17 protein-coding genes are annotated in these 19,084 nt (G+C 68.9%); 11 read left to right on the top strand and 6 right to left on the bottom strand.

Features of this window, described 5'->3' with window-relative positions; genetic code table 11:
* Positions 1-67: 67 nt before the first annotated feature.
* A complete protein-coding gene (locus EV192_RS26445; protein WP_132120043.1) occupies positions 68-781 on the bottom strand; it encodes an ABC transporter ATP-binding protein in 714 nt (237 codons plus the stop codon).
* 51 nt (positions 782-832) lie between these two features.
* Complete coding sequence (locus EV192_RS26440; protein ID WP_132120041.1) at positions 833-1,405, bottom strand: TetR/AcrR family transcriptional regulator; 573 nt, start codon at positions 1,403-1,405, stop codon at positions 833-835.
* Positions 1,406-1,435: 30 nt separating this feature from the next.
* Here EV192_RS26440 and hisF point away from each other — a divergent pair, with 30 nt between their 5' ends.
* The 3 genes from hisF to hisI all read left to right on the top strand — a co-directional run bounded on the left by hisF (position 1,436) and on the right by hisI (position 3,556).
* A complete protein-coding gene (gene hisF, locus EV192_RS26435; protein WP_132120039.1) occupies positions 1,436-2,197 on the top strand; it encodes an imidazole glycerol phosphate synthase subunit HisF in 762 nt (253 codons plus the stop codon).
* Between the two features lie 685 nt (positions 2,198-2,882).
* Entirely contained in the window at positions 2,883-3,215 is a 333-nt protein-coding gene (locus EV192_RS26430; protein WP_132120030.1) for a hypothetical protein, read from the top strand.
* Positions 3,212-3,556, top strand: a complete 345-nt coding sequence (hisI, locus tag EV192_RS26425) for a phosphoribosyl-AMP cyclohydrolase (protein WP_132120028.1) — start codon at positions 3,212-3,214, stop codon at positions 3,554-3,556. The genes EV192_RS26430 and hisI overlap by 4 nt, the downstream gene beginning before the upstream one ends.
* A 6-nt stretch (positions 3,557-3,562) precedes the next feature.
* Here hisI and EV192_RS26420 read toward each other — a convergent pair whose 3' ends face one another.
* Entirely contained in the window at positions 3,563-4,162 is a 600-nt protein-coding gene (locus EV192_RS26420; RefSeq protein WP_341770901.1) for a TetR/AcrR family transcriptional regulator, read from the bottom strand.
* Between the two features lie 99 nt (positions 4,163-4,261).
* Between EV192_RS26420 and EV192_RS26415 the strand changes: the two genes are divergently transcribed.
* The gene (locus tag EV192_RS26415; protein ID WP_132120026.1) at positions 4,262-5,803 is read left to right on the top strand and encodes an anthranilate synthase component I; all 1,542 of its coding nucleotides are present in this window, start codon (positions 4,262-4,264) and stop codon (positions 5,801-5,803) included.
* Here the strand turns inward: EV192_RS26415 and EV192_RS56020 are convergent.
* Positions 5,734-6,210, bottom strand: coding sequence for a hypothetical protein (locus EV192_RS56020; RefSeq protein WP_243727088.1), 477 nt, complete (start codon positions 6,208-6,210; stop codon positions 5,734-5,736). The two genes, EV192_RS26415 and EV192_RS56020, sit on opposite strands and share 70 nt — an antisense overlap.
* Positions 6,211-6,279: 69 nt before the next feature.
* Here EV192_RS56020 and EV192_RS26410 point away from each other — a divergent pair, with 69 nt between their 5' ends.
* From EV192_RS26410 to lgt, 5 genes are all read left to right on the top strand, one after another.
* On the top strand, positions 6,280-6,702 hold the full coding sequence (locus EV192_RS26410) for a Trp biosynthesis-associated membrane protein (RefSeq protein WP_341770900.1): 423 nt from the start codon (positions 6,280-6,282) through the stop codon (positions 6,700-6,702).
* Between the two features lie 115 nt (positions 6,703-6,817).
* Positions 6,818-7,627, top strand: coding sequence for an indole-3-glycerol phosphate synthase TrpC (gene trpC / locus EV192_RS26405; protein ID WP_132120024.1), 810 nt, complete (start codon positions 6,818-6,820; stop codon positions 7,625-7,627).
* Complete coding sequence (gene trpB, locus EV192_RS26400) at positions 7,624-8,859, top strand: tryptophan synthase subunit beta (RefSeq protein ID WP_132120022.1); 1,236 nt, start codon at positions 7,624-7,626, stop codon at positions 8,857-8,859. Before trpC ends, trpB begins: the two co-directional genes overlap by 4 nt.
* Complete coding sequence (gene trpA / locus EV192_RS26395) at positions 8,859-9,656, top strand: tryptophan synthase subunit alpha (RefSeq protein ID WP_132120020.1); 798 nt, start codon at positions 8,859-8,861, stop codon at positions 9,654-9,656. Before trpB ends, trpA begins: the two co-directional genes overlap by 1 nt.
* Positions 9,657-9,705: 49 nt before the next feature.
* On the top strand, positions 9,706-10,746 hold the full coding sequence (gene lgt, locus EV192_RS26390; RefSeq protein WP_132120018.1) for a prolipoprotein diacylglyceryl transferase: 1,041 nt from the start codon (positions 9,706-9,708) through the stop codon (positions 10,744-10,746).
* Between the two features lie 42 nt (positions 10,747-10,788).
* Here the strand turns inward: lgt and EV192_RS26385 are convergent, their stop codons facing one another.
* Entirely contained in the window at positions 10,789-11,847 is a 1,059-nt protein-coding gene (locus EV192_RS26385; RefSeq protein ID WP_132120016.1) for an NAD(P)H-dependent amine dehydrogenase family protein, read from the bottom strand.
* On the bottom strand, positions 11,844-12,632 hold the full coding sequence (locus tag EV192_RS26380) for an SDR family oxidoreductase (RefSeq protein WP_132120014.1): 789 nt from the start codon (positions 12,630-12,632) through the stop codon (positions 11,844-11,846). The genes EV192_RS26385 and EV192_RS26380 overlap by 4 nt, the downstream gene beginning before the upstream one ends.
* Positions 12,633-12,985: 353 nt before the next feature.
* Between EV192_RS26380 and gltB the strand changes: the two genes are divergently transcribed.
* Both gltB and EV192_RS26370 read left to right on the top strand, forming a co-directional pair.
* On the top strand, positions 12,986-17,539 hold the full coding sequence (gltB, locus tag EV192_RS26375) for a glutamate synthase large subunit (protein ID WP_132120012.1): 4,554 nt from the start codon (positions 12,986-12,988) through the stop codon (positions 17,537-17,539).
* Entirely contained in the window at positions 17,532-19,043 is a 1,512-nt protein-coding gene (locus EV192_RS26370; RefSeq protein WP_132120010.1) for a glutamate synthase subunit beta, read from the top strand. Before gltB ends, EV192_RS26370 begins: the two co-directional genes overlap by 8 nt.
* The last annotated feature ends 41 nt before the right edge of the window (positions 19,044-19,084 follow it).

The following is a 19,084-nucleotide window of genomic DNA, read 5'->3' as shown; positions in this document are numbered from 1 at the left end:
AGAACTCCCATCGGTGGCGGTCCCGGCCCACCGGCCGGGAGGTACGGACGCACCTGTCGTCGACGGCTCACGCGGCTTGTTTGATGAGATGAAGGAATGCCTGTTCGACGTCCTTTGTGTTGGTCTTCCGCTGGAGACCACTCGGTGTGTCGTCGGCCAGGATCAGACCTTCGCGCATCAGCAGAAGACGTTGGCAGCGAGCAGCTTCGTCCATCACGTGACTGGACACGAGGAGCGTCACGCCGGTGTCGGCCAAGCGATGGAACAGGCTCCAGAGTTCTTCGCGGAGGACGGGGTCCAAACCCACCGTCGGCTCGTCGAGGACGAGTAGTTTCGGAGTGCCGAGCAGGGCCACGGCGAGGCTCGCACGCGAGCGTTGGCCGCCCGACAGCTGGCCGACCATGGCGTCCTTGTGGGACTCGAGGCCGACCTCCCGGATGACTCGCCGCACGTCGCCGGCAGGGGCGCGGAGCACGGATGAGAAGTAGCGCAACGCTTCCGTGACTGTCAGGTCGCTGTAGAGCGCGGGATTCTGGGTGGCGTAACCGATCTTGTCGCGCAGGTCCCGGTGGCCCGCGGGGCGGCCGAGTACCCGCACAGCGCCGCCGTCGACCAACTGCACGCCCACAACTGAACGCATCAACGTGGTCTTGCCACATCCACTCGGACCGAGGAGGCCCGTCACGGAACCTTGCACAACTTCAAAGTCGATACCTCGGAGCACCGGGCGGCCGCCTCGTCGGACCGTGAGCCCCTCCACCGACACAACAGAATTAATCATGCGTTTAATTCTGCGCTCGTGGAATTGCCCCGTCAACCCCTGGCGTGGGTGTTAGCCGTCGACGTAGTGCTGCACTACCGGGCCAACAAGGGCCACGATCTCGTCGTCGTCGGCGCTGGCGAGGGGCTCGACAGCAACGATGTACCGGACGATCGCCAAACCGATCAGATGGGACGCGGCCGCGGCCATCCGCAGGCGCGGGACGCCCAGGCCGTCCGCCACCTTGGCGAGGACCGTGCGGCTGATGAACTGACGAAGCATGCGCACGGCCTGCTCGTTGGACATGACCGAACGCATCAACGCCAGGAAGGGCTCGCGGGTGTCCGGATTGCCCCACACCGTGAGGAAGAACCGGACCATTCGTTCACCGAACTGGGCGCGAGGTCCGTCCAACAAGGTGGGCACCATCAGCGCCGGGTCGACGGGCAGCTGCATCGCGGCCACGAACACCTGCTCTTTCGTGCCGAAGAAATGATGCACGAGGGCGGGGTTGACCGAGGCCTCCGCGGCGATCCCGCGGATGGTGGCCCCGTCGTAGCCCAAGGCGGCGAACTGGGCACGCGCGGCCGTGAGGATCTGCTCGCGGGTCTCGGTCTGCCCTGGGCGGCGTCCGGCACGTGCCATGGTCACCAGCGTGCCACGTAGGCTCTCGCCATGGCTGTCGCGGTACGTGTGATCCCCTGCCTGGACGTGGACGCCGGGCGGGTGGTGAAGGGCGTCAACTTCACGGACCTGGTGGACGCGGGCGACCCGGTCGAACTGGCCGCCGCCTACGACGCCGAAGGCGCGGACGAACTGACGTTCCTCGACGTCACGGCGTCCTCTTCGGACCGCGAGACCACATTCGACGTCGTCCGGCGAACGGCCGAGCAGGTGTTCATCCCGTTGACTGTCGGCGGCGGCGTGCGAGCTGTCGAGGACATCAACCGCCTGCTCCGCGCTGGGGCGGACAAGGTGAGCATCAACACCGCCGCGATCCTGCGGCCTGAACTGCTCCATGAGGCGTCCCAGCGATTCGGTGCGCAATGTGTGGTGTTGTCCGTGGACGCCCGCCGCGGCGGCGGCACCCCCTCCGGCTTCGAGGTGACCACCCACGGCGGCCGCCGGGGCACCGGAATCGACGCGGTCGAGTGGGCCGGCCGGGGCCAGGAACTTGGCGTGGGTGAGATCCTGCTCAACTCGATGGACGCCGACGGCACCAAAGCCGGCTTCGACATCGAGCTGATCCAACGTGTCCGAAAGGTCGTGGACGTCCCCCTGATCGCCAGCGGCGGCGCGGGCGCGGTCGACCACTTCGCGCCCGCTGTCCACGCCGGTGCCGACGCGGTCCTCGCGGCCAGCGTCTTCCACTTTGGACAACTCCGGATCGGCGAGGTCAAGGACGCCATGCGAGCCGAAGGAATCGAGGTCCGGTGACTCCCGACCGACCACAGTTCCGCGCGGCCCGCGACAACCAGAGCTGGGACCAGGGGCCAGCAGTGGGCGGGGATGTTGGGGCGAGGCTGGGGCTTGGCACGAGGGCATGGGGCCAGTGAAGCGGTCGGTGAGGCGATGGGGCGAGACCGAGCCACGGTGCGGCGAGCGAGGCAATGGGACGAGACAGGGCTTCGGTGCGGCGAGCCAGGCGTTGGGGCGGCGAGCGAGGCGATGGTGCGAGACAGGGCTTCGGCGCCGCGAGGCGACGAGACGAGACAGGGCCTCGGTGCTGCGGTGGGATGAGACAGGCCACGGCGCGGCGATGGGACAGGGCCTCGGTGCGGCGCGATGGGATGAGACAGGCCATGGTGCGGCGAGGCGATGAGACGGTGCGGCGAGGCGATGAGGCAGGGACACAGCGAGGCGGGGCGATGGGACACGTCGCGGCGAGAGAGGTGATGGGCGGGGAGGCAAGGTGAGGGGACGAGACCGGGTCACGGCGCGGCGAGGTGGCGGTGTGGAGGGTCTGAGCGGGCGAGGTTCGGCGCGGCGCTGATGGGAGATTCAGCGGGGTGGTGCCTTGGGATGGTGGGGTTGTAGGTGGTTGGGTTTGGGGGTGAGGCGGGGGCGGGGTCGTTGGTGCAGCGGGTCTTGAGTGGGAGGCGGTGAGTCGGTGAGAGGGCCGATGGAGGTACGGATTGCCACCGGGGTTGTCGCCCTGGGGGCGTTGGTGTTCGTGGCGGTGGCTTTGGCCAGGGGTGCGGACACTCTGAAGTTGCCGGTCGGGGCCGCGATTCTGGCGGCCGCTGTGTGTGTTGGGTTGGTGGTGAGGTTGCGGTTTGTTCGGGTGATCGCCATTGGTGCCGTGTTCGTGTTGGCTGTGGTGCATTTGCTCATCGCCATGTCGGATGGGCCTTGGTGGGTTCGGCTGGTGTCCGGGGTGTTGACCGCTGGGTACGTCTATTGCGCTGTGCTGTTGAACACGCTGCCCGCCCGCCAGTACCTGGAGCCGAAGTGAGCTTGGATCCGAAGATCGCCGGCCGCCTCAAGCGCGATGCCGAAGGGCTGGTGTGTGCGGTCGTTCAGGAACGGACCACCAGGGACGTCCTGATGGTGGCGTGGATGAACGATAAGGCGCTCGCGTTGACGCTGGCCACCCGGCGAGGCACTTACTTTTCGCGCAGCCGGCAGGAGTTGTGGGTCAAGGGCGAGACTTCCGGGCACGTGCAGTACGTGCATGAAGTCCGGTTGGACTGCGATGGTGACACCGTCCTGCTCACCGTCGACCAGGTTGACGGGGCGTGCCACACCGGTGACCACACCTGCTTTGACGCCGACGTGCTGATGTCCGCGCCATGACCGGGGTCAGGTGATCTTTCCGGTCAGGTAGCGCTGGATCGTCGGCGCGACCGCGGCCACGATCGTCTCGATGTCGGCGGTCGCCATGGGGTCGAACTCGGCCACGTAACGGATCACTCCCAGGCCGATCAGTTGGCTGGCGACCAGGTTGGCGCGGAACATCGGATCGCCGTCACCGCCGGCGTACTCGGTCACGGGTTTGAAGATCTTGGTGATGAACAGTTCGCGCAGGCCGGTCAGGGCCATCTCGTGGCTGGCGACGCTGCGCACCAGTGCCGCGAACTGGCCGCCGCCGTTGCTGTCCCACGTGATCAGGAAACGGCGCACCACACGTTCCCCCACCGAGTCCAGGTCGCCGCCGGTGACCTCGGCGATGATCTCCTCGGGGTCGATCGGCAACTGTAGGACGGCCTTGGCGAACAGGCCGTCCTTGCCGCCGAACCAGTGGTTCACCATGGCCGGGTCGACGCCGGCGCGCTTGGCGATCGCCCGGACCGTTGCGCCTTCGTACCCCTGCTCGGTGAACACCTCCATGGCGGCCGCGACCAGGGCGGACTTGGTGTCCGCGCCGGCCGGCCGACGGCCACGCCGCTTGCTCTCCCGCATTGTCACAGGGTGCATCATCACCCGTCGCGAAAAACTTTTCAACATCTGATGAATTGTCCCGGGTGCGGGCATGCCGAACATTCCCGGCAGAATGACTCTATGGCCAGCGTGATTGGATCCGAGATCCCGGTGTCGACCGGAATGGGGGAGATCAGCCCCACGCGTGAGCAGTTCCACGCCCTTGCGCCGGACCGCCGGGTGATTCCCGTGGTTCGCAAGGTGCTCGCGGACGCGGAGACCCCGGTCGGGGTGTACCGCAAGCTCGCCGGCGACCGGACGGGCACGTTCCTGTTCGAGTCGGCGGAGAACGGCCGTTCGTGGTCGCGGTGGTCGTTCGTGGGCGCTCGCTGTGCGTCCTGGCTCACGTCTTTCGGCGGCAAAGCCACGTGGAGCGGCACGATCCCGCACGACCTGCACGGCAACGGCGACCCGCTGGAAGTGCTCCGGCACACGTTCAAGACCCTGCACACCGAGCCCCTGCCCGGCCTGCCGCCGCTGACCGGGGGCATGGTCGGCTACATCGGGTACGACACGGTCCGGCGCCTGGAGCGACTGCCCGAGTTGACAACGGACGACCTGCAGATCCCCGAGCTGGTCATGATGATGGCGACCGACCTCGCCGCCCTGGACCACCACGAGGGCACGATCACCCTGATCGCCAACGCGATCAACTGGGACGACTCGCTGGAGCGCCAGGACGAGGCGTACGACGACGCGGTCGAACGCCTGAACCGGATGACGGCACAGCTGTGCACCACGGCCGAACCGACCGCGATGATCTTCGATCGGCCCCGCCCGGAGATCACCCGGCGACGTACCAGGGAGGACTTCGGCCAGGCCGTCGAGACCGCCAAGGAAGCGATCCGCGCCGGTGAGGCGTTCCAGGTCGTGGTGTCCCAACGGTTCGAGATGAACACCGAGGCCGATTCGCTGGACGTGTACCGGATCCTGCGGACCACCAACCCCAGCCCGTACATGTACCTGCTGCGGATGGACGGGTTCGACATCGTCGGATCCAGCCCGGAATCCCTGGTCACGGTCCGGGACGGGGTCGCGACCACGCACCCGATCGCGGGCACGCGCTGGCGCGGGGTGGACGCGGACGAGGACGCGATCCTGGAGAAGGACCTGCTGTCCGACGAGAAGGAACGCGCCGAGCACGTGATGCTCGTCGACCTGGGCCGCAACGACCTCGGCCGGGTGTGCCTGCCGGGGTCGGTGCACGTGGTGGACTTCTTCCGGGTCGAGCGGTACAGCCACGTCATGCACATCGTGTCGACCGTGACCGGCAAGCTGGCGCCGGGCAAGACGGCGTTCGACGCGGTCACGGCATGCTTCCCGGCCGGGACGCTGTCCGGCGCGCCCAAGCCGCGCGCGATGGAACTGATCGAGGAGTTGGAGCCGACCCGGCGTGGGCTCTACGGCGGTGTCGTCGGCTACATCGACTTCGCCGGGGACGCCGACACCGCGATCGCCATCCGAACCGCGCTGATCCGGGACGGCGTGGCATACGTGCAGGCCGGGGCCGGGATCGTGGCGGACTCCAACCCGGCGTCGGAGGACGACGAGTGTCAGAACAAGGCGGGCGCGGTGCTGTCGGCGATCGCGATGGCGGGAACGATCAAGCCGGCCTCCGGATGAGCGACCGCAGCCAGGCGAACGACCAGCGCGAGGTGGCGGCCCAGGATGGGGTGAGCGGCCAGAGTGGGGTGGCCGGTCAGAGTGAGAGCGGCGACCGGCGTGGGGTGGCGGCCCAGAGTGGGGTGAGCGGCCAGAGTGGGGTGGCCGGTCAGAGTGAGAGCGGCGACCGGCGTGGGGCGGCGGACCACACTGGGGTCAGCGGCCAGAGCGGGATGACTGGACAGCGTGGGACCGGGGATCAGGGCGGGGTCGGCGACCAGCGCCGGATGGCTGACCAACCAGAGACGACCGGTCAGAGTGCGACCGGCGACCAGCGTGGAGTGGCGGACCAAGGCGGGGTGCCTGATCGGCGCAGGATCGGCGGCCAGGGTCAGGTGGCGGCTCAGGTCGGGGTGAGCGATCAGCACGGGACGACCGATCAGGGTGGGGTCGGCGGCCGGCGTGGGGTGGCGGATCGGCGGCGTCCACTGTGGATCGTGACGGCGTTGTTGCTGGTGGGTTCGGCCGCGTTGTGGGGCTCGTCGCGGCTGTCGTGGGGTGGGGGGGTGCCGACCTCGTTGGTGCCGTTGGCGCTGCTGGCGTTGGCCGGGATCGCTGGGGTGTTGGCCACTTCGGGTTGGGCGCGGCGGGTGGTCGGCGGGGTGGTGGTGCTGGCTGGGGTGGCCGCCGGTTGGGCTGGGCTGGACGGCGGGCTCGGCCACGGGTTGTGGGCTCGTGTGGTGGCGCTGTTGGCGGCGTTGGCGCTGGTGGTGGCCGGTGTGGTGCTGGTCAGGTCAGGGCACCGGATGCCCAGGTTGGGCGCTCGGTACCAGACGCCGGCCGCGGCCAGGGCGAACGAGACCCCGGAGAAGGAGTTGTGGCGTGCCCTGTCCGAAGGACAGGACCCGACGATGGAGTGATGTGTCGCGCGGGCGTTGCGTTGTCGCGCGCATGCTGTGCGTGTACGGCCGACCCGGTGCCCCGCTGTGTATCAGTGCGGGGTTAGCATCAACGCGGCGGGAAGGGGCATACGCGGTGAGCGTTCTCGAGTCGATAATCGACGGTGTTCGTGAGGATCTCGCGGCCCGCGAGGCATTGCTTCCGTTCGACGTCCTCAAGGAGCAGGCCGCGAAGGTGGCTCCACCCAAGGATGTGATGAGCGCGCTGCGTTCGTCGGACGTCGGCGTGATCGCGGAGGTCAAGCGGCGCAGTCCGTCCAGGGGGACGTTGGCGGAGATCCCGGATCCCGCTGTGCTCGCGGCGGACTACGAGGCGGCGGGCGCCAAGGTGATCAGTGTGCTGACTGAGCAGCGCCGGTTCGGCGGCTCGCTCGCGGACTTCGACGCGGTCCGCGCGGCTGTGGACATTCCGTTGCTGCGCAAGGACTTCATTGTCAGTCCGTACCAGGTGCACGAGGCTCGGCTGCACGGCGCGGACCTGGTGCTGCTGATCGTGGCCGCGTTGGACCAGAACACCCTGGTCGGCCTGTTGGACCGGGTCGAGTCGCTGGGCATGACCGCGCTGGTGGAGGTGCACACCATCGAAGAGGCCGACCGGGCGCTCGTGGCCGGTGCCTCGGTGATCGGTGTCAACGCCCGTGACCTGCACACTCTTGAGGTGGACCGGGAGGTGTTCCCCCGGGTGGCGCAGGGCCTGCCGTTCGAGACGGTCAAGATCGCGGAGTCCGGGGTGACCGGTCCGGGCGACCTGATGACGTACGCGGGGGCCGGCGCGGACGCCGTGCTGGTCGGCGAGAGCCTGGTGACCAGCGGCGACCCGAAGGCGGCACTGACCAAGTTGGTGACCGCCGGTTCGCACCCCGCGTGCCCGAGGCCGAGTCGATGACTGCCGACCAGGTGACCGGGCACGAGCACGACGAGCACGACCCGGACGCGCGCGGCTACTTCGGCGCGTACGGCGGGCGGTTCATCCCGGAGGCGTTGATCCCGGCCCTGGACGAACTGTCGGCCGAGTACGACAAGGCCCGGCTGGATCCCGAGTTCATGGCCGAGTTGAAGCGCCTGCTGCGGGACTTCGCCGGCCGGCCGTCGCTGCTCACCGAGGCCCCCAGGTTCGCCGAGCACGCCGGTGGGGCACGGATCTGGCTGAAGCGCGAGGACCTCAACCACACCGGGTCACACAAGATCAACAATGTGCTGGGCCAGGCGTTGCTCACCAAACGGATGGGCAAGAAGCGGGTCATCGCGGAGACCGGCGCGGGCCAGCACGGCGTGGCGACCGCGACCGCGTGCGCCCTGCTCGGTCTCGACTGCGTCGTCTACATGGGCGAGGTCGACACCGAGCGCCAAGCGTTGAACGTGGCCCGGATGCGGCTGCTCGGCGCCGAGGTGATCCCGGTGAAGACCGGGTCGCGGACGCTGAAGGACGCCATCAACGAGGCCCTGCGCGACTGGGTGACCAATGTGGACACCACGCACTACCTGCTCGGCACGGCCGCCGCGTCCCACCCGTTCCCGGTGATGGTGCGCAACCTGCACCGGATCATCGGCATCGAGGCACGTGAGCAGATGCTGGCGAAGGCCGGGCGGCTGCCGGACGCCGTCGTCGCGTGTGTCGGCGGCGGGTCGAACGCCATTGGCATCTTCCACGGCTTCATCGACGACCCGTCCGTCCGGCTCGTCGGCTTCGAGCCCGCCGGGCACGGCGTGGAGTCCGGTGAGCACGGCGCCACGCTGTCCGAGGGCACCCCCGGCCTGCTGCACGGGTCACGGTCGTACCTGCTGCAGGACGACGACGGCCAGATCATCGAGGCGTACTCGATCTCCGCGGGCCTGGACTACCCCGGTGTCGGCCCGGAGCACGCGTTCCTGAAGGACTCCGGCCGCGCCGAGTACCGGTCGGTCACGGACGACGAGGCCATGCAGGCGTTCCGGCTGCTGTCCCGGACCGAGGGCATCATCCCGGCGATCGAGTCCGCGCACGCGCTGGCCGGCGCCATCAAACTCGGTCACGAGCTGGGCGAGGACGGCGTGATCCTGGTCAGCCTGTCCGGTCGGGGCGACAAGGACATGGACACCGCGGCCGCGTACTTCGGTCTGGTGGAGGGGGACGCCTGATGGGCCGGCTGGATCCGCTGTTCGCGAGCACCAGGGCCGAGGGCCGGGCCGCGCTCGTCGGCTACCTGCCCGCCGGCTACCCCACCCTGGACGGCTCCAAGGACGCTCTGGCCGCGATGGTCGACGCCGGCTGTGACCTGGTCGAAGTCGGTGTGCCGTTCTCCGATCCGGTGATGGACGGACCGACCATCCAGGCCGCCGCCGAACAGACCCTGAAGGGCGGGTTCCGGCTGCGGGACCTGTTCGGCGTGGTCGAGTCGGTCGCGTCCGCGGGTGGCCGCGCGGTCGTGATGACGTACTGGAACCCGGTCTACCGCTACGGGGTGGACGCGTTCGCTCGTGACCTGGCCGCGGCCGGTGGCCTGGGCATCATCACGCCGGACCTGATTCCGGACGAGGCCGACGAGTGGACGGCGGCGTCGACCGCGCACGACCTGGACCGGATCTTCCTGATCGCGCCCTCGTCCACCGAGGAGCGGATTGTACGGACCGTCGAGGCCGCCAGCGGATTCGTGTACGCCGCGTCGGTGATGGGCGTGACGGGCGCACGCGACGCCGTCGGCTCCATGGCGCCTGACCTGGTGCGACGCGCGCGTGTGCACACATCGCTGCCGATCGGCGTCGGCCTGGGTGTCCGTTCAGGCGCGCAGGCCGCGGAGTTGGCCGCGTACGCGGACGCCGTGATCGTGGGCTCCGCCTTCGTCACGAAGGCCGCGCAGGGGCTCGACGAAGTACGTGCGTTGACCGCTGAACTCGCTGCCGGTGTGCGGGCCGTTCCGGCAGGCCAAGGGACATAGGGCCGGACCGGTCGCAGGTGCGTTCGAGGGGAGCGTTACCGTGTCGCCTGTGACCGGAGCGACAGCCTTTCTGGCCAGCTTCCCGAGCCCCAGCCGGGGCGTGTGGGAAATCGGGCCCGTCCCGATTCGCGCGTACGCGCTGTTCATCATCGTCGGGATCATCCTGGCGATCTGGTGGGGCGAGAAACGCCTGCAGGCCAGGGGTGGCCGAGCCGGTGAAGTCATCGACATCGCGGTGTACGCGGTCCCGTTCGGCCTGGTGGGCGGTCGCCTTTACCACGTGGCCACGGACTGGCAGCGCTACTTCGGGCCAGGCAAGAACCCGGTCGAGGCGCTGTACATCTGGCAGGGCGGCCTGGGCATCTGGGGCGCGATCGCGCTCGGTGGGGTCGGCGCCCTGCTGGGCTGCCGTCGCAAAGGCATCCCGCTGCCGGTCTTCGCGGACGCGGTCGCCCCGGGCATCGTCGTGGCCCAGGCGATCGGCCGCATCGGCAACTACTTCAACCAGGAGCTCTACGGCGCGCACACGGACCTGCCATGGGGCATGGAGGTGTTCCAGCGGGTCAACCCGGACACCGGCCAGCCCGATCAGCTGAACGGCATCTCGACCGGTGTGCCGCTGCCGGAGAGCCCGGTGCACCCCACGTTCCTGTACGAGCTGATCTGGAACCTGCTGGTCGCCCTGTTCGTGGTGCTCATGGACCGCAGGCTGCGCCTTGGTCACGGTCGCGCGTTCGCCTTGTACGTCGCCGGCTACACGCTCGGCCGGACGTGGATCGAGCTGATGCGCCGCGACGACGCCACGCAGGTCTTCGGTGTCCGCATCAACGTGTGGGTGTCGATCCTGGTGTTCGTCGGCGCGGTCGTCTACTTCGTGGTGGCTCGCAAGAAGGGCGACCGAGAGGATCTGGTGGCACTCCGAGGCATCCCGGACGCCGAACAACTCGTCCCCTTCCCTGGTGGGTCCGCGGAAGACAAAGCCGAGGACAAGGCTGAGGACGCGGAGGAGCGGCCCAAGGTCCCGACCGCGCCCGAACCAGAGGAACCGAAGGACGAGGAAGAACCCAAGCCCGAGACCAAGAAAGACTGAGTTTCGGACAATAGAGGCCGGGTCGCCACGACCCGGCCTTTGTCATGAGACGAGCCCGCGACCGGTGATCAGGGGGAGGTCGAGGGTGGTGAGTAGGCCGGGTGGGGCAGCGACGACTGCGGGGATCGCGTTCACCAGGCGCATGGCCGTGGCTTTCAGGCCGGCTGTGTTGTGGTCGCCGTCGGATGCCATCAGTTGTAGGTCCAGGGTCAGGTTGGGCTCTCCGGTGACTGTGACGCGGTAGCAGCCTTGGCCGGTCGGTTGGGGCCAGTCGGGGGCGAGGTCGGGACGGAGCCGGGTGATGTGTTCCAGGACGCAGACCGGGCGTCCTCGGTACATCCCGGCGACCTCGAAACGCAGGGCCGCCGGTGTGCCTTCGGGGATCACGCCGGAAGCGATGGCGAAGGTCTCCGGTGCCGGGACCTGGGTGTGGGTGGCTTCGACGGTGTCGAGGTCGATGCCCAGGCCGGCGGCCAGTTGGCGGACGACGCTGCCCCAGGCCAGTGCCAGGACCCCCGGTTGCAGCAGCAGTGGGGTGCCGGGGCGGCCGAAGCCCATGATGTCGAAGATGACCTTTTCGTTGTCGTACGTGGAGTAGTCCAGGATTTCCTGGCAGCGGACCTCGTCGATCCGTTCGCTCACCGAGGTGAGGGTGAGCGGCAGGATGTCGTTGGCGAAGCCCGGGTCGATTCCGTTCACCCACAGGGACGCGCCGCCGGACCGGGCCGCTGCGACGATCGGATCGGTCACTGAGGCGGGCACTACGTCGGTGGGGAACTGGAGGAACACCGGGCAGCTCGAAACGACGTTGATACCGGCGCGCAGGAAGCCGCATAGGTCCTCGATCGCTTCGGACAGCCGGTCGTCGGCCATGGCCGTGTAGACGACACAGTCCGGCTTCAGGTCGATCAACACGGCGGCCGAGTCCGTCGCGGCGACGCCGACCGGCGCGATGCCCGCCAATTCACCCGCGTCCACACCCACCTTCGATGGGGTCGACGTCCACACACCGACAAGTTCAAGCGAGGGGTGCGCGGCGATGCCGGCGAGGGCGTGCCGGCCCACATTTCCCGTGCTCCACAATACAACCCGGTGAGTCACAGGTCCTCCAGGCCGAGGTCCAGGGTGGGACGCTCGGTGCCGCCGTCGACTTCAAGCACCTTGCCGGTGACGTACTTCCCCGCGTCGCTGGTCAGGTACACGATTGCTGCGGCGATGTCCGCGGGTTCGCCGATGACCTTCATGGGTGTCGCCTGTTCCATGCGTGCCTTGATTTCCGCGTTCCCCAGCACGATGTCCAAAGCGGACGTCGCCACCGAGCCGACCGCGATGGCGTTCACCCGGATCCGTGGCGCCAGGTCGATCGCGGCCAGTCGCGTGTAGTGGACCAGTGCCGCCTTTGCCGTGCCGTACGCCAGAAAGCCGCGTCCGGTCAGGCGTCCCATCGCGGACGAGATGTTCACAATGGACCCGCCGCCGCCCTCAAGCAGCACCGGCACCGCCGCCAGGTTCAGGGCGTGTGCCGTGGCCACGTTGAACTGGAACGCCTCGACCAGGGCGGCGACCGAGGTGTGCAGGAACGGGGCGGGCATCGAGCCGCCCACGTTGTTGACCACGATGTCCAGCCGGCCGAACGTGTCCCTGGCGGCCGCCACGAGTGTGGCCGGCGCGGAGAGATCGCTGAGGTCCGCGGTCACGGCGACGGCCTCCCTGCCGGTCGCGGACACTTGCGCCGCCACGTCCTCGAGCTGCGTTGCTGTCCGGGACGAGATGACCACGTTCGCGCCCGCTTGGGCGAGGGCCACCGCGGTCGCCGCGCCGATCCCGCGGCCGGACCCGGTGACGACCGCGACCTTCCCGTCGAGCTGGAAACGATCAAGGATCATACGGAAAAATGTAACACGTTCTAGTTGACGTCGGGCAGGTCCGGCCGGAGACTCTCCTGCAGCGCGTCACCATCGCGGGGTTCCCCCGACGGCAGGCTGTCTACCAGGCGGTTTGTGTTGTTTCGAGGTTAGCCGTACGTCGGTTATCCTTGGCCTGACGGGGCAGTCGACGACGTAGGGCGCCTTATCGTGTCGATCAGTCAAATCGTTACCTAGGTCGCCCGATTTCACTCGACAAGAGTGTTCTTTGCGTTTCTCGACTGTTAAGGTCACGTCAACAACAGCGGGCCATCGGAGTCCCGCGCCCAGAGAAGCAAAAAGCTGAGCGCGAGGACGACGAGGGAGGTCTGCTCATGATCTTCTCCGCCATCCCAGGCCCGCGTGGCCTGTACGACCCTGCCGAAGAGCGGGACTCTTGTGGTGTGGCGATGGTCGCCGACATCCGGGGCCACCGGTCGCACGGGATCGTCTCGGATGGTCTGACGGCGTTGGCCAACCTGGAGCACCGCGGTGCCGCCGGGGCCGAGCCGACCAGCGGCGACGGCGCTGGGATCCTGGTCGGCCTGCCGGACCGGCTGCTGCGCGCGGTGACCGGGTTCGAGCTGCCCGAGTTCGGCGAGTACGCGGCCGGGATCGCTTTCCTGCCAAGGGATTCGGCGACCCGGGAGCGGGCGGTCGAGCTGGTCGGGCGGATCGCCGCCGAGGAGAGCCTGGACGTGCTGGGCTGGCGGGACGTGCCGGTGGCGCCGGACGCGGCCGACGTGGGCCCGACCGCGCGGTCGGTGATGCCGCATTTCGCCATGCTGTTCGTGGCCGGCCAGCCCGACCAGGGCGGCCGCGTCCCGGTCGGGGTGGAACTGGACCGGTTGGCGTTCTGCCTGCGCAAACGCGTCGAGCACGAGTCGCGGGCGGCCGGGATCGGCGTGTACTTCCCGTCGTTGTCCGCGCGGACCTTGGTGTACAAGGGGATGCTCACCACCACGCAGCTGCCCAGGTTCTTCCCCGACCTCACCGACAAGCGGTTGGAGAGCGCGATCGCGTTGGTGCACAGCAGGTTCTCCACGAACACGTTCCCGTCGTGGCCACTGGCGCATCCGTTCCGGTACGTCGCCCACAACGGCGAGATCAACACGGTTCGCGGCAACCGCAACCGGATGCGGGCCCGTGAGGCCCTGCTGGCGAGCGACCTGGTGCCCGGCGACCTGACCAGGCTGTACCCGGTCGTCGACCCGGACGGCTCGGACTCGGCGTCCTTCGACGAGGTCCTGGAGCTGCTGCACCTGGGTGGCCGGGCGCTGCCGCACGCGGTGCTGATGATGATCCCGGAGGCGTGGGAGAACCACACCACAATGGACCCCGCCCGCCGCGCGTTCTACCAGTTCCACGCGAGCCTGATGGAGCCGTGGGACGGCCCGGCGTGCGTCACGTTCACCGACGGCACGGTCGTCGGCGCGGTCCTTGACCGCAACGGCCTGCGTCCGGCCCGCTGGTGGCGGACCACGGACGACCGGGTGGTGCTGGCCAGCGAGGCGGGTGTGCTGGACGTGCCGCCGGGCGAGATCATCGCCAAGGGCCGGCTGCAGCCCGGCCGGATGTTCCTGGTGGACACCGAGGCCGGCCGGATCGTCGGCGACGACGAGATCAAGTCCGAGCTGGCCGCGCAGCTGCCGTACGACGAGTGGCTGCACGCGGGCCTGCTGGAGCTGGCCGACCTGCCCAACCGGGAGCACGTCGTGCAGACGCACGAGTCGGTGCTGCGCCGCCAGCTGACCTTCGGGTACACCGAGGAGGAGCTGAAGATCCTGCTCGGCCCGATGGCGACGAAGGGCGCCGAGCCGATCGGCTCGATGGGCACGGACACACCGCCGGCCGCGCTGTCGCAGCGCTCCCGGCTGCTGTACGACTACTTCAAGCAGAACTTCGCGCAGGTCACCAACCCGCCGCTGGACGCGATCCGGGAAGAGATCGTCACGTCGGTGTCCCGGATCATGGGGCCGGAGCAGAACCTGCTCGACCCGGGCCCGCGGTCCTGCCGGCACATCCAGCTGCCGTACCCGGTGATCGACAACGACGAGCTCGCCAAGCTGATCCACATCAACGACGACGGCGACCTGCCGGGCTTCGCCTGCACCGTCCTTTCCGGACTGTACGAGGTGGACGGCGGCGGTGCGGCGCTGGCCGACGCGATCGAACGGGTCCGCCGGGAGGCGTCCGAGGCCATCGCGGCCGGCGCGCGCACGCTCGTGCTGTCGGACCGCGACTCGGACCACCGGATGGCGCCGATCCCGTCGCTGCTGCTGGTGTCCGCCGTGCACCACCACTTGGTGCGCACGAAGGAGCGCCTGCGGGTGGCGCTGGTGGTCGAGAGCGGCGACGCGCGCGAGGTCCACCATGTGGCGCTCCTGCTGGGGTACGGCGCCGCCGCGGTCAACCCGTACCTGGCGTTCGAGTCGATCGAGGACCTGATCAACCGGGGCGCGATCACCGGGCTGGAATCCCGCACGGCGATCCGCAACTACGTCGCCGCCCTGGTCAAGGGCGTGCTGAAGATCATGTCCAAGATGGGCATCTCGACCGTGGGCGCGTACACCGCCGCCCAGGTCTTCGAGGCTCTCGGCCTGTCCAACGAAGTACTGGCCGAGTACTTCACCGGCACGTCGTCCAAACTGGGCGGTGTCGGCCTGGATGTGATCGCCGAGGAGGCCGCGTGGCGGCACCGGCGGGCGCATCCGGAGAACCCGACCGACCGCGTCCACCGGCGCCTGGACAGCGGCGGCGAGTACGCCTACCGCCGTGACGGCGAGCTGCACCTGTTCACGCCGGAGACGGTGTTCCTGTTGCAGCACGCCACAAAGACCCGCCAGGACACCGTCTACCAGCAGTATGTGGCCGAGGTCGAACGGCTCAACCGGGAGGGCGGCGCGCTGCGCGGCCTGTTCCGGCTGCGGATCGGCGAACGCACCCCGGTGCCGTTGGCCGAGGTCGAGCCGATCGAGGCCATTCTCAAACGGTTCAACACGGGCGCGATGTCGTACGGCTCGATCTCCGCCGAGGCGCACGAGACCCTCGCGATCGCGATGAACCGGATCGGCGGCCGCTCGAACACCGGTGAGGGCGGCGAGGACGCGCAGCGCCTGTACGACCGTGAGCGCCGGTCGGCGATCAAGCAGGTCGCCAGCGGCCGGTTCGGCGTCACCAGCGAGTACCTGGTGAACGCGGACGACATCCAGATCAAGATGGCGCAGGGCGCGAAACCCGGCGAGGGCGGCCAGTTGCCGCCGAACAAGGTGTACCCGTGGATCGCCCGCACCCGGCACTCGACCGCCGGCGTCGGGCTCATCTCGCCGCCGCCGCACCACGACATCTACTCGATCGAGGATCTGGCGCAGCTGATCCACGACCTCAAGAACGCCAACGAGCAGGCCCGGATCCACGTCAAGCTGGTCAGCGAACTGGGCGTCGGCACGGTCGCGGCCGGGGTCGCCAAGGCGCACGCGGACGTGGTACTGATCTCCGGGCACGACGGCGGGACAGGCGCGTCGCCGCTGAACTCGTTGAAGCACGCGGGTACCCCGTGGGAGATCGGCCTGGCCGAGACCCACCAGACCCTGATGCTCAACGGGTTGCGGGACCGGATCACCGTGCAGGTCGACGGCGGCATGAAGACCGGCCGGGATGTGCTGGTCGCCGCGCTGCTCGGCGCCGAGGAGTACGGGTTCGCCACCGAACCGTTGATCGTCATGGGCTGCGTGATGATGCGGGTGTGCCATCTGGACACGTGTCCGGTCGGCGTGGCGACGCAGAACCCGGAGTTGCGCAAGCGGTACACCGGCCAGGCCGAGCACGTGGTCAACTACTTCCACTTCGTCGCGAACGAGGTCCGGGAACTCATGGCGGCGCTGGGGTTCCGGACGCTGGACGAGGCGATCGGGCACGCCGAGGTGCTGGACGTCGACCACGCGGTCAAGCACTGGAAGGCCCAGGGGCTGGACCTGACACCTGTGTTCGAGGTGGCGGCAAACCCGTACGACACCGCGCGCCGCAAGGTCCGCGAACAGGACCATGGACTTGAACACGCCCTGGACCGCACCCTGATCCAGCTGTCCGAGGCGGCGCTGGAGGACGCGCATCCGCTGTGCCTGGAACTGCCGGTCCGCAACGTGAACCGGACCGTGGGCACGCTGTTGGGCTCCGAGGTGACGCGGCGGTACGGCGGCGACGGGCTGCCGGACAACACGATCAACATCAAGCTCACCGGGTCCGCGGGCCAGTCGCTCGGCGCGTTCCTTCCCCGGGGCATCACGCTCGACCTCGTCGGCGACGCGAACGACTACGTCGGCAAAGGCCTGTCCGGCGGCCGGATCGTCGCGCGTCCCGACCCGGCTGCGTTGTTCGCGGCCGAAGCCCAGGTGATCGCGGGCAACGTGATCGGCTACGGGGCGACATCAGGCGAGATATTCCTGCGCGGCCGGGTCGGGGAACGGTTCGGCGTGCGCAACTCGGGCGCGTTGATCGTCGCCGAAGGCGTCGGCGATCACGCGTTCGAGTACATGACCGGCGGCCGGGCCGTGGTGCTCGGCCCGACCGGCCGCAACCTGGCAGCAGGCATGTCCGGTGGGGTCGCGTACGTGCTCGACCTACGGCCCGCGCTCGTGAACCTGGACATGGTCGAGTTGCAGCGGCCGAACGCCGACGACCTGGCGTGGCTGCGGGATGTCGTGGGCCGGCACCAGAGACTGGCCGGTTCGGCGGTGGCCGCGTCGCTGCTCGGCGACTGGCCTCGGCGGTCCGCGTCGTTCACCAAGGTCATGCCGCGGGACTACCAACGGGTCCTCGAAGCGATCCGGATCGCCCGCGCGGAAGGCCGTGACGTCGACGAGGCAGTGATGGAGGCGTCCCGTGGCTGACCCGAACGGCTTCCTGTCCCACCCACGCAAGGACGCGCCGAAGCGGCCGACTGACGAACGTCTCGGCGACTGGCACGAGGTGTACGCGCACCTGACATCGTCCGAACGCGACACTCAGGTCCGCAAGCAGGCGACCCGCTGCATGGACTGCGGCATCCCGTTCTGCCACTCCGGTTCGGCCGGCTGCCCGCTGGGGAACCTGATCCCGGAGTGGAACGACCTGGTCCGCCGCGGCGACTGGCGGCTGGCCGGCGAACGCCTGCACGCCACCAACAACTTCCCCGAGTTCACCGGGAAGCTGTGCCCGGCGCCGTGCGAGGCCGCCTGTGTGCTGGCCATTTCGCCGGAGTCCGGCGGGTCGGTGACGATCAAGCGGATCGAGGAGACCATCGCCGAGGTCGCCTGGGAGAACTCGGACGTCGCCGCCCGGGTGTCCACTGTGGCTTCCGGCAAGCGGGTGGCGGTGGTCGGCTCCGGCCCGGCCGGGCTCGCCGCCGCCCAGCAGCTCACCCGGGCGGGCCACGAGGTCACGGTGTTCGAACGGGACGACCGGCTCGGCGGCCTGCTGCGTTACGGCATCCCCGAGTTCAAGATGGAGAAGAAGGTCCTGGACCGCCGGCTCGCGCAACTGCGGGCCGAGGGCACGAAGTTCGTCACAGGCTGTGAGGTCGGCGGCAGCGGACTGTCCGTGGCCGAACTCCGGGCGTCCTTCGACTCAGTTGTCCTCGCGGTGGGCGCGTTGCGTGGCCGGGACGCGCCGGACATTCCCGGCCGTGACCTGGACGGCGTGCACATGGCCATGGACCACCTGGTCCCGGCCAACCGCGAGTGCGAGGGCGACGGACCCACGCCGATCTCGGCCAAGGGCAAGCACGTCCTGATCATCGGCGGCGGCGACACGGGCGCGGACTGCTACGGCACGGCGACCCGCCAGGGCGCGTTGAGCGTGACGCAGCTCGACCAGTACCCCAAGCCGCCTGACGCCCGGGACGACGAGCGTTCACCGTGGCCGGTGTGGCCGGTCGTGCTGCGGACGTACCCGGCGCACGAGGAGGCCGGTGAGCGACGATTCGCCGTCGCTGTCAAGCGTTTCGTCGGCGCAGACGGGCACGTGCGGTCCGTCGAGTTGCAGAAGGTACGGGTGGAACGGGACCCGGAGACCGGTAACCGTGTGGTGACACCAGTCTCCGACGAGGTCGACACGATCCCGGCGGACATGGTGTTGCTGGCGATCGGGTTCGACGGCGTCGAGCACATGCCTTTGCTGGACGGCCTTGGGCTGTCACTGACCAAACGCGGAACGTTGGCGTGCGGTTCGGACTGGCAGACCTCGGCTCCTGGCGTGTTCGTCTGCGGCGACGCCCATCGCGGCGCCTCGCTCGTCGTTTGGGCGATCGCGGAGGGACGGTCGGTGGCGAACGCTGTCGACGCGTACCTCACGGGCGCCTCGGACCTGCCCGCTCCGGTTCATCCGACAGCATTGCCACTGGCAGTGGTGAACTGACGCTCTGGTCCGCACGGGACACTGCCCACATGGTGGTGCTG

It is taken from the genome of Actinocrispum wychmicini (assembly GCF_004345645.1).
Classification (GTDB): Bacteria; Actinomycetota; Actinomycetes; order Mycobacteriales; family Pseudonocardiaceae; genus Kibdelosporangium; species Kibdelosporangium wychmicini.
This window is presented reverse-complemented; position numbering and strand designations above follow the sequence as displayed.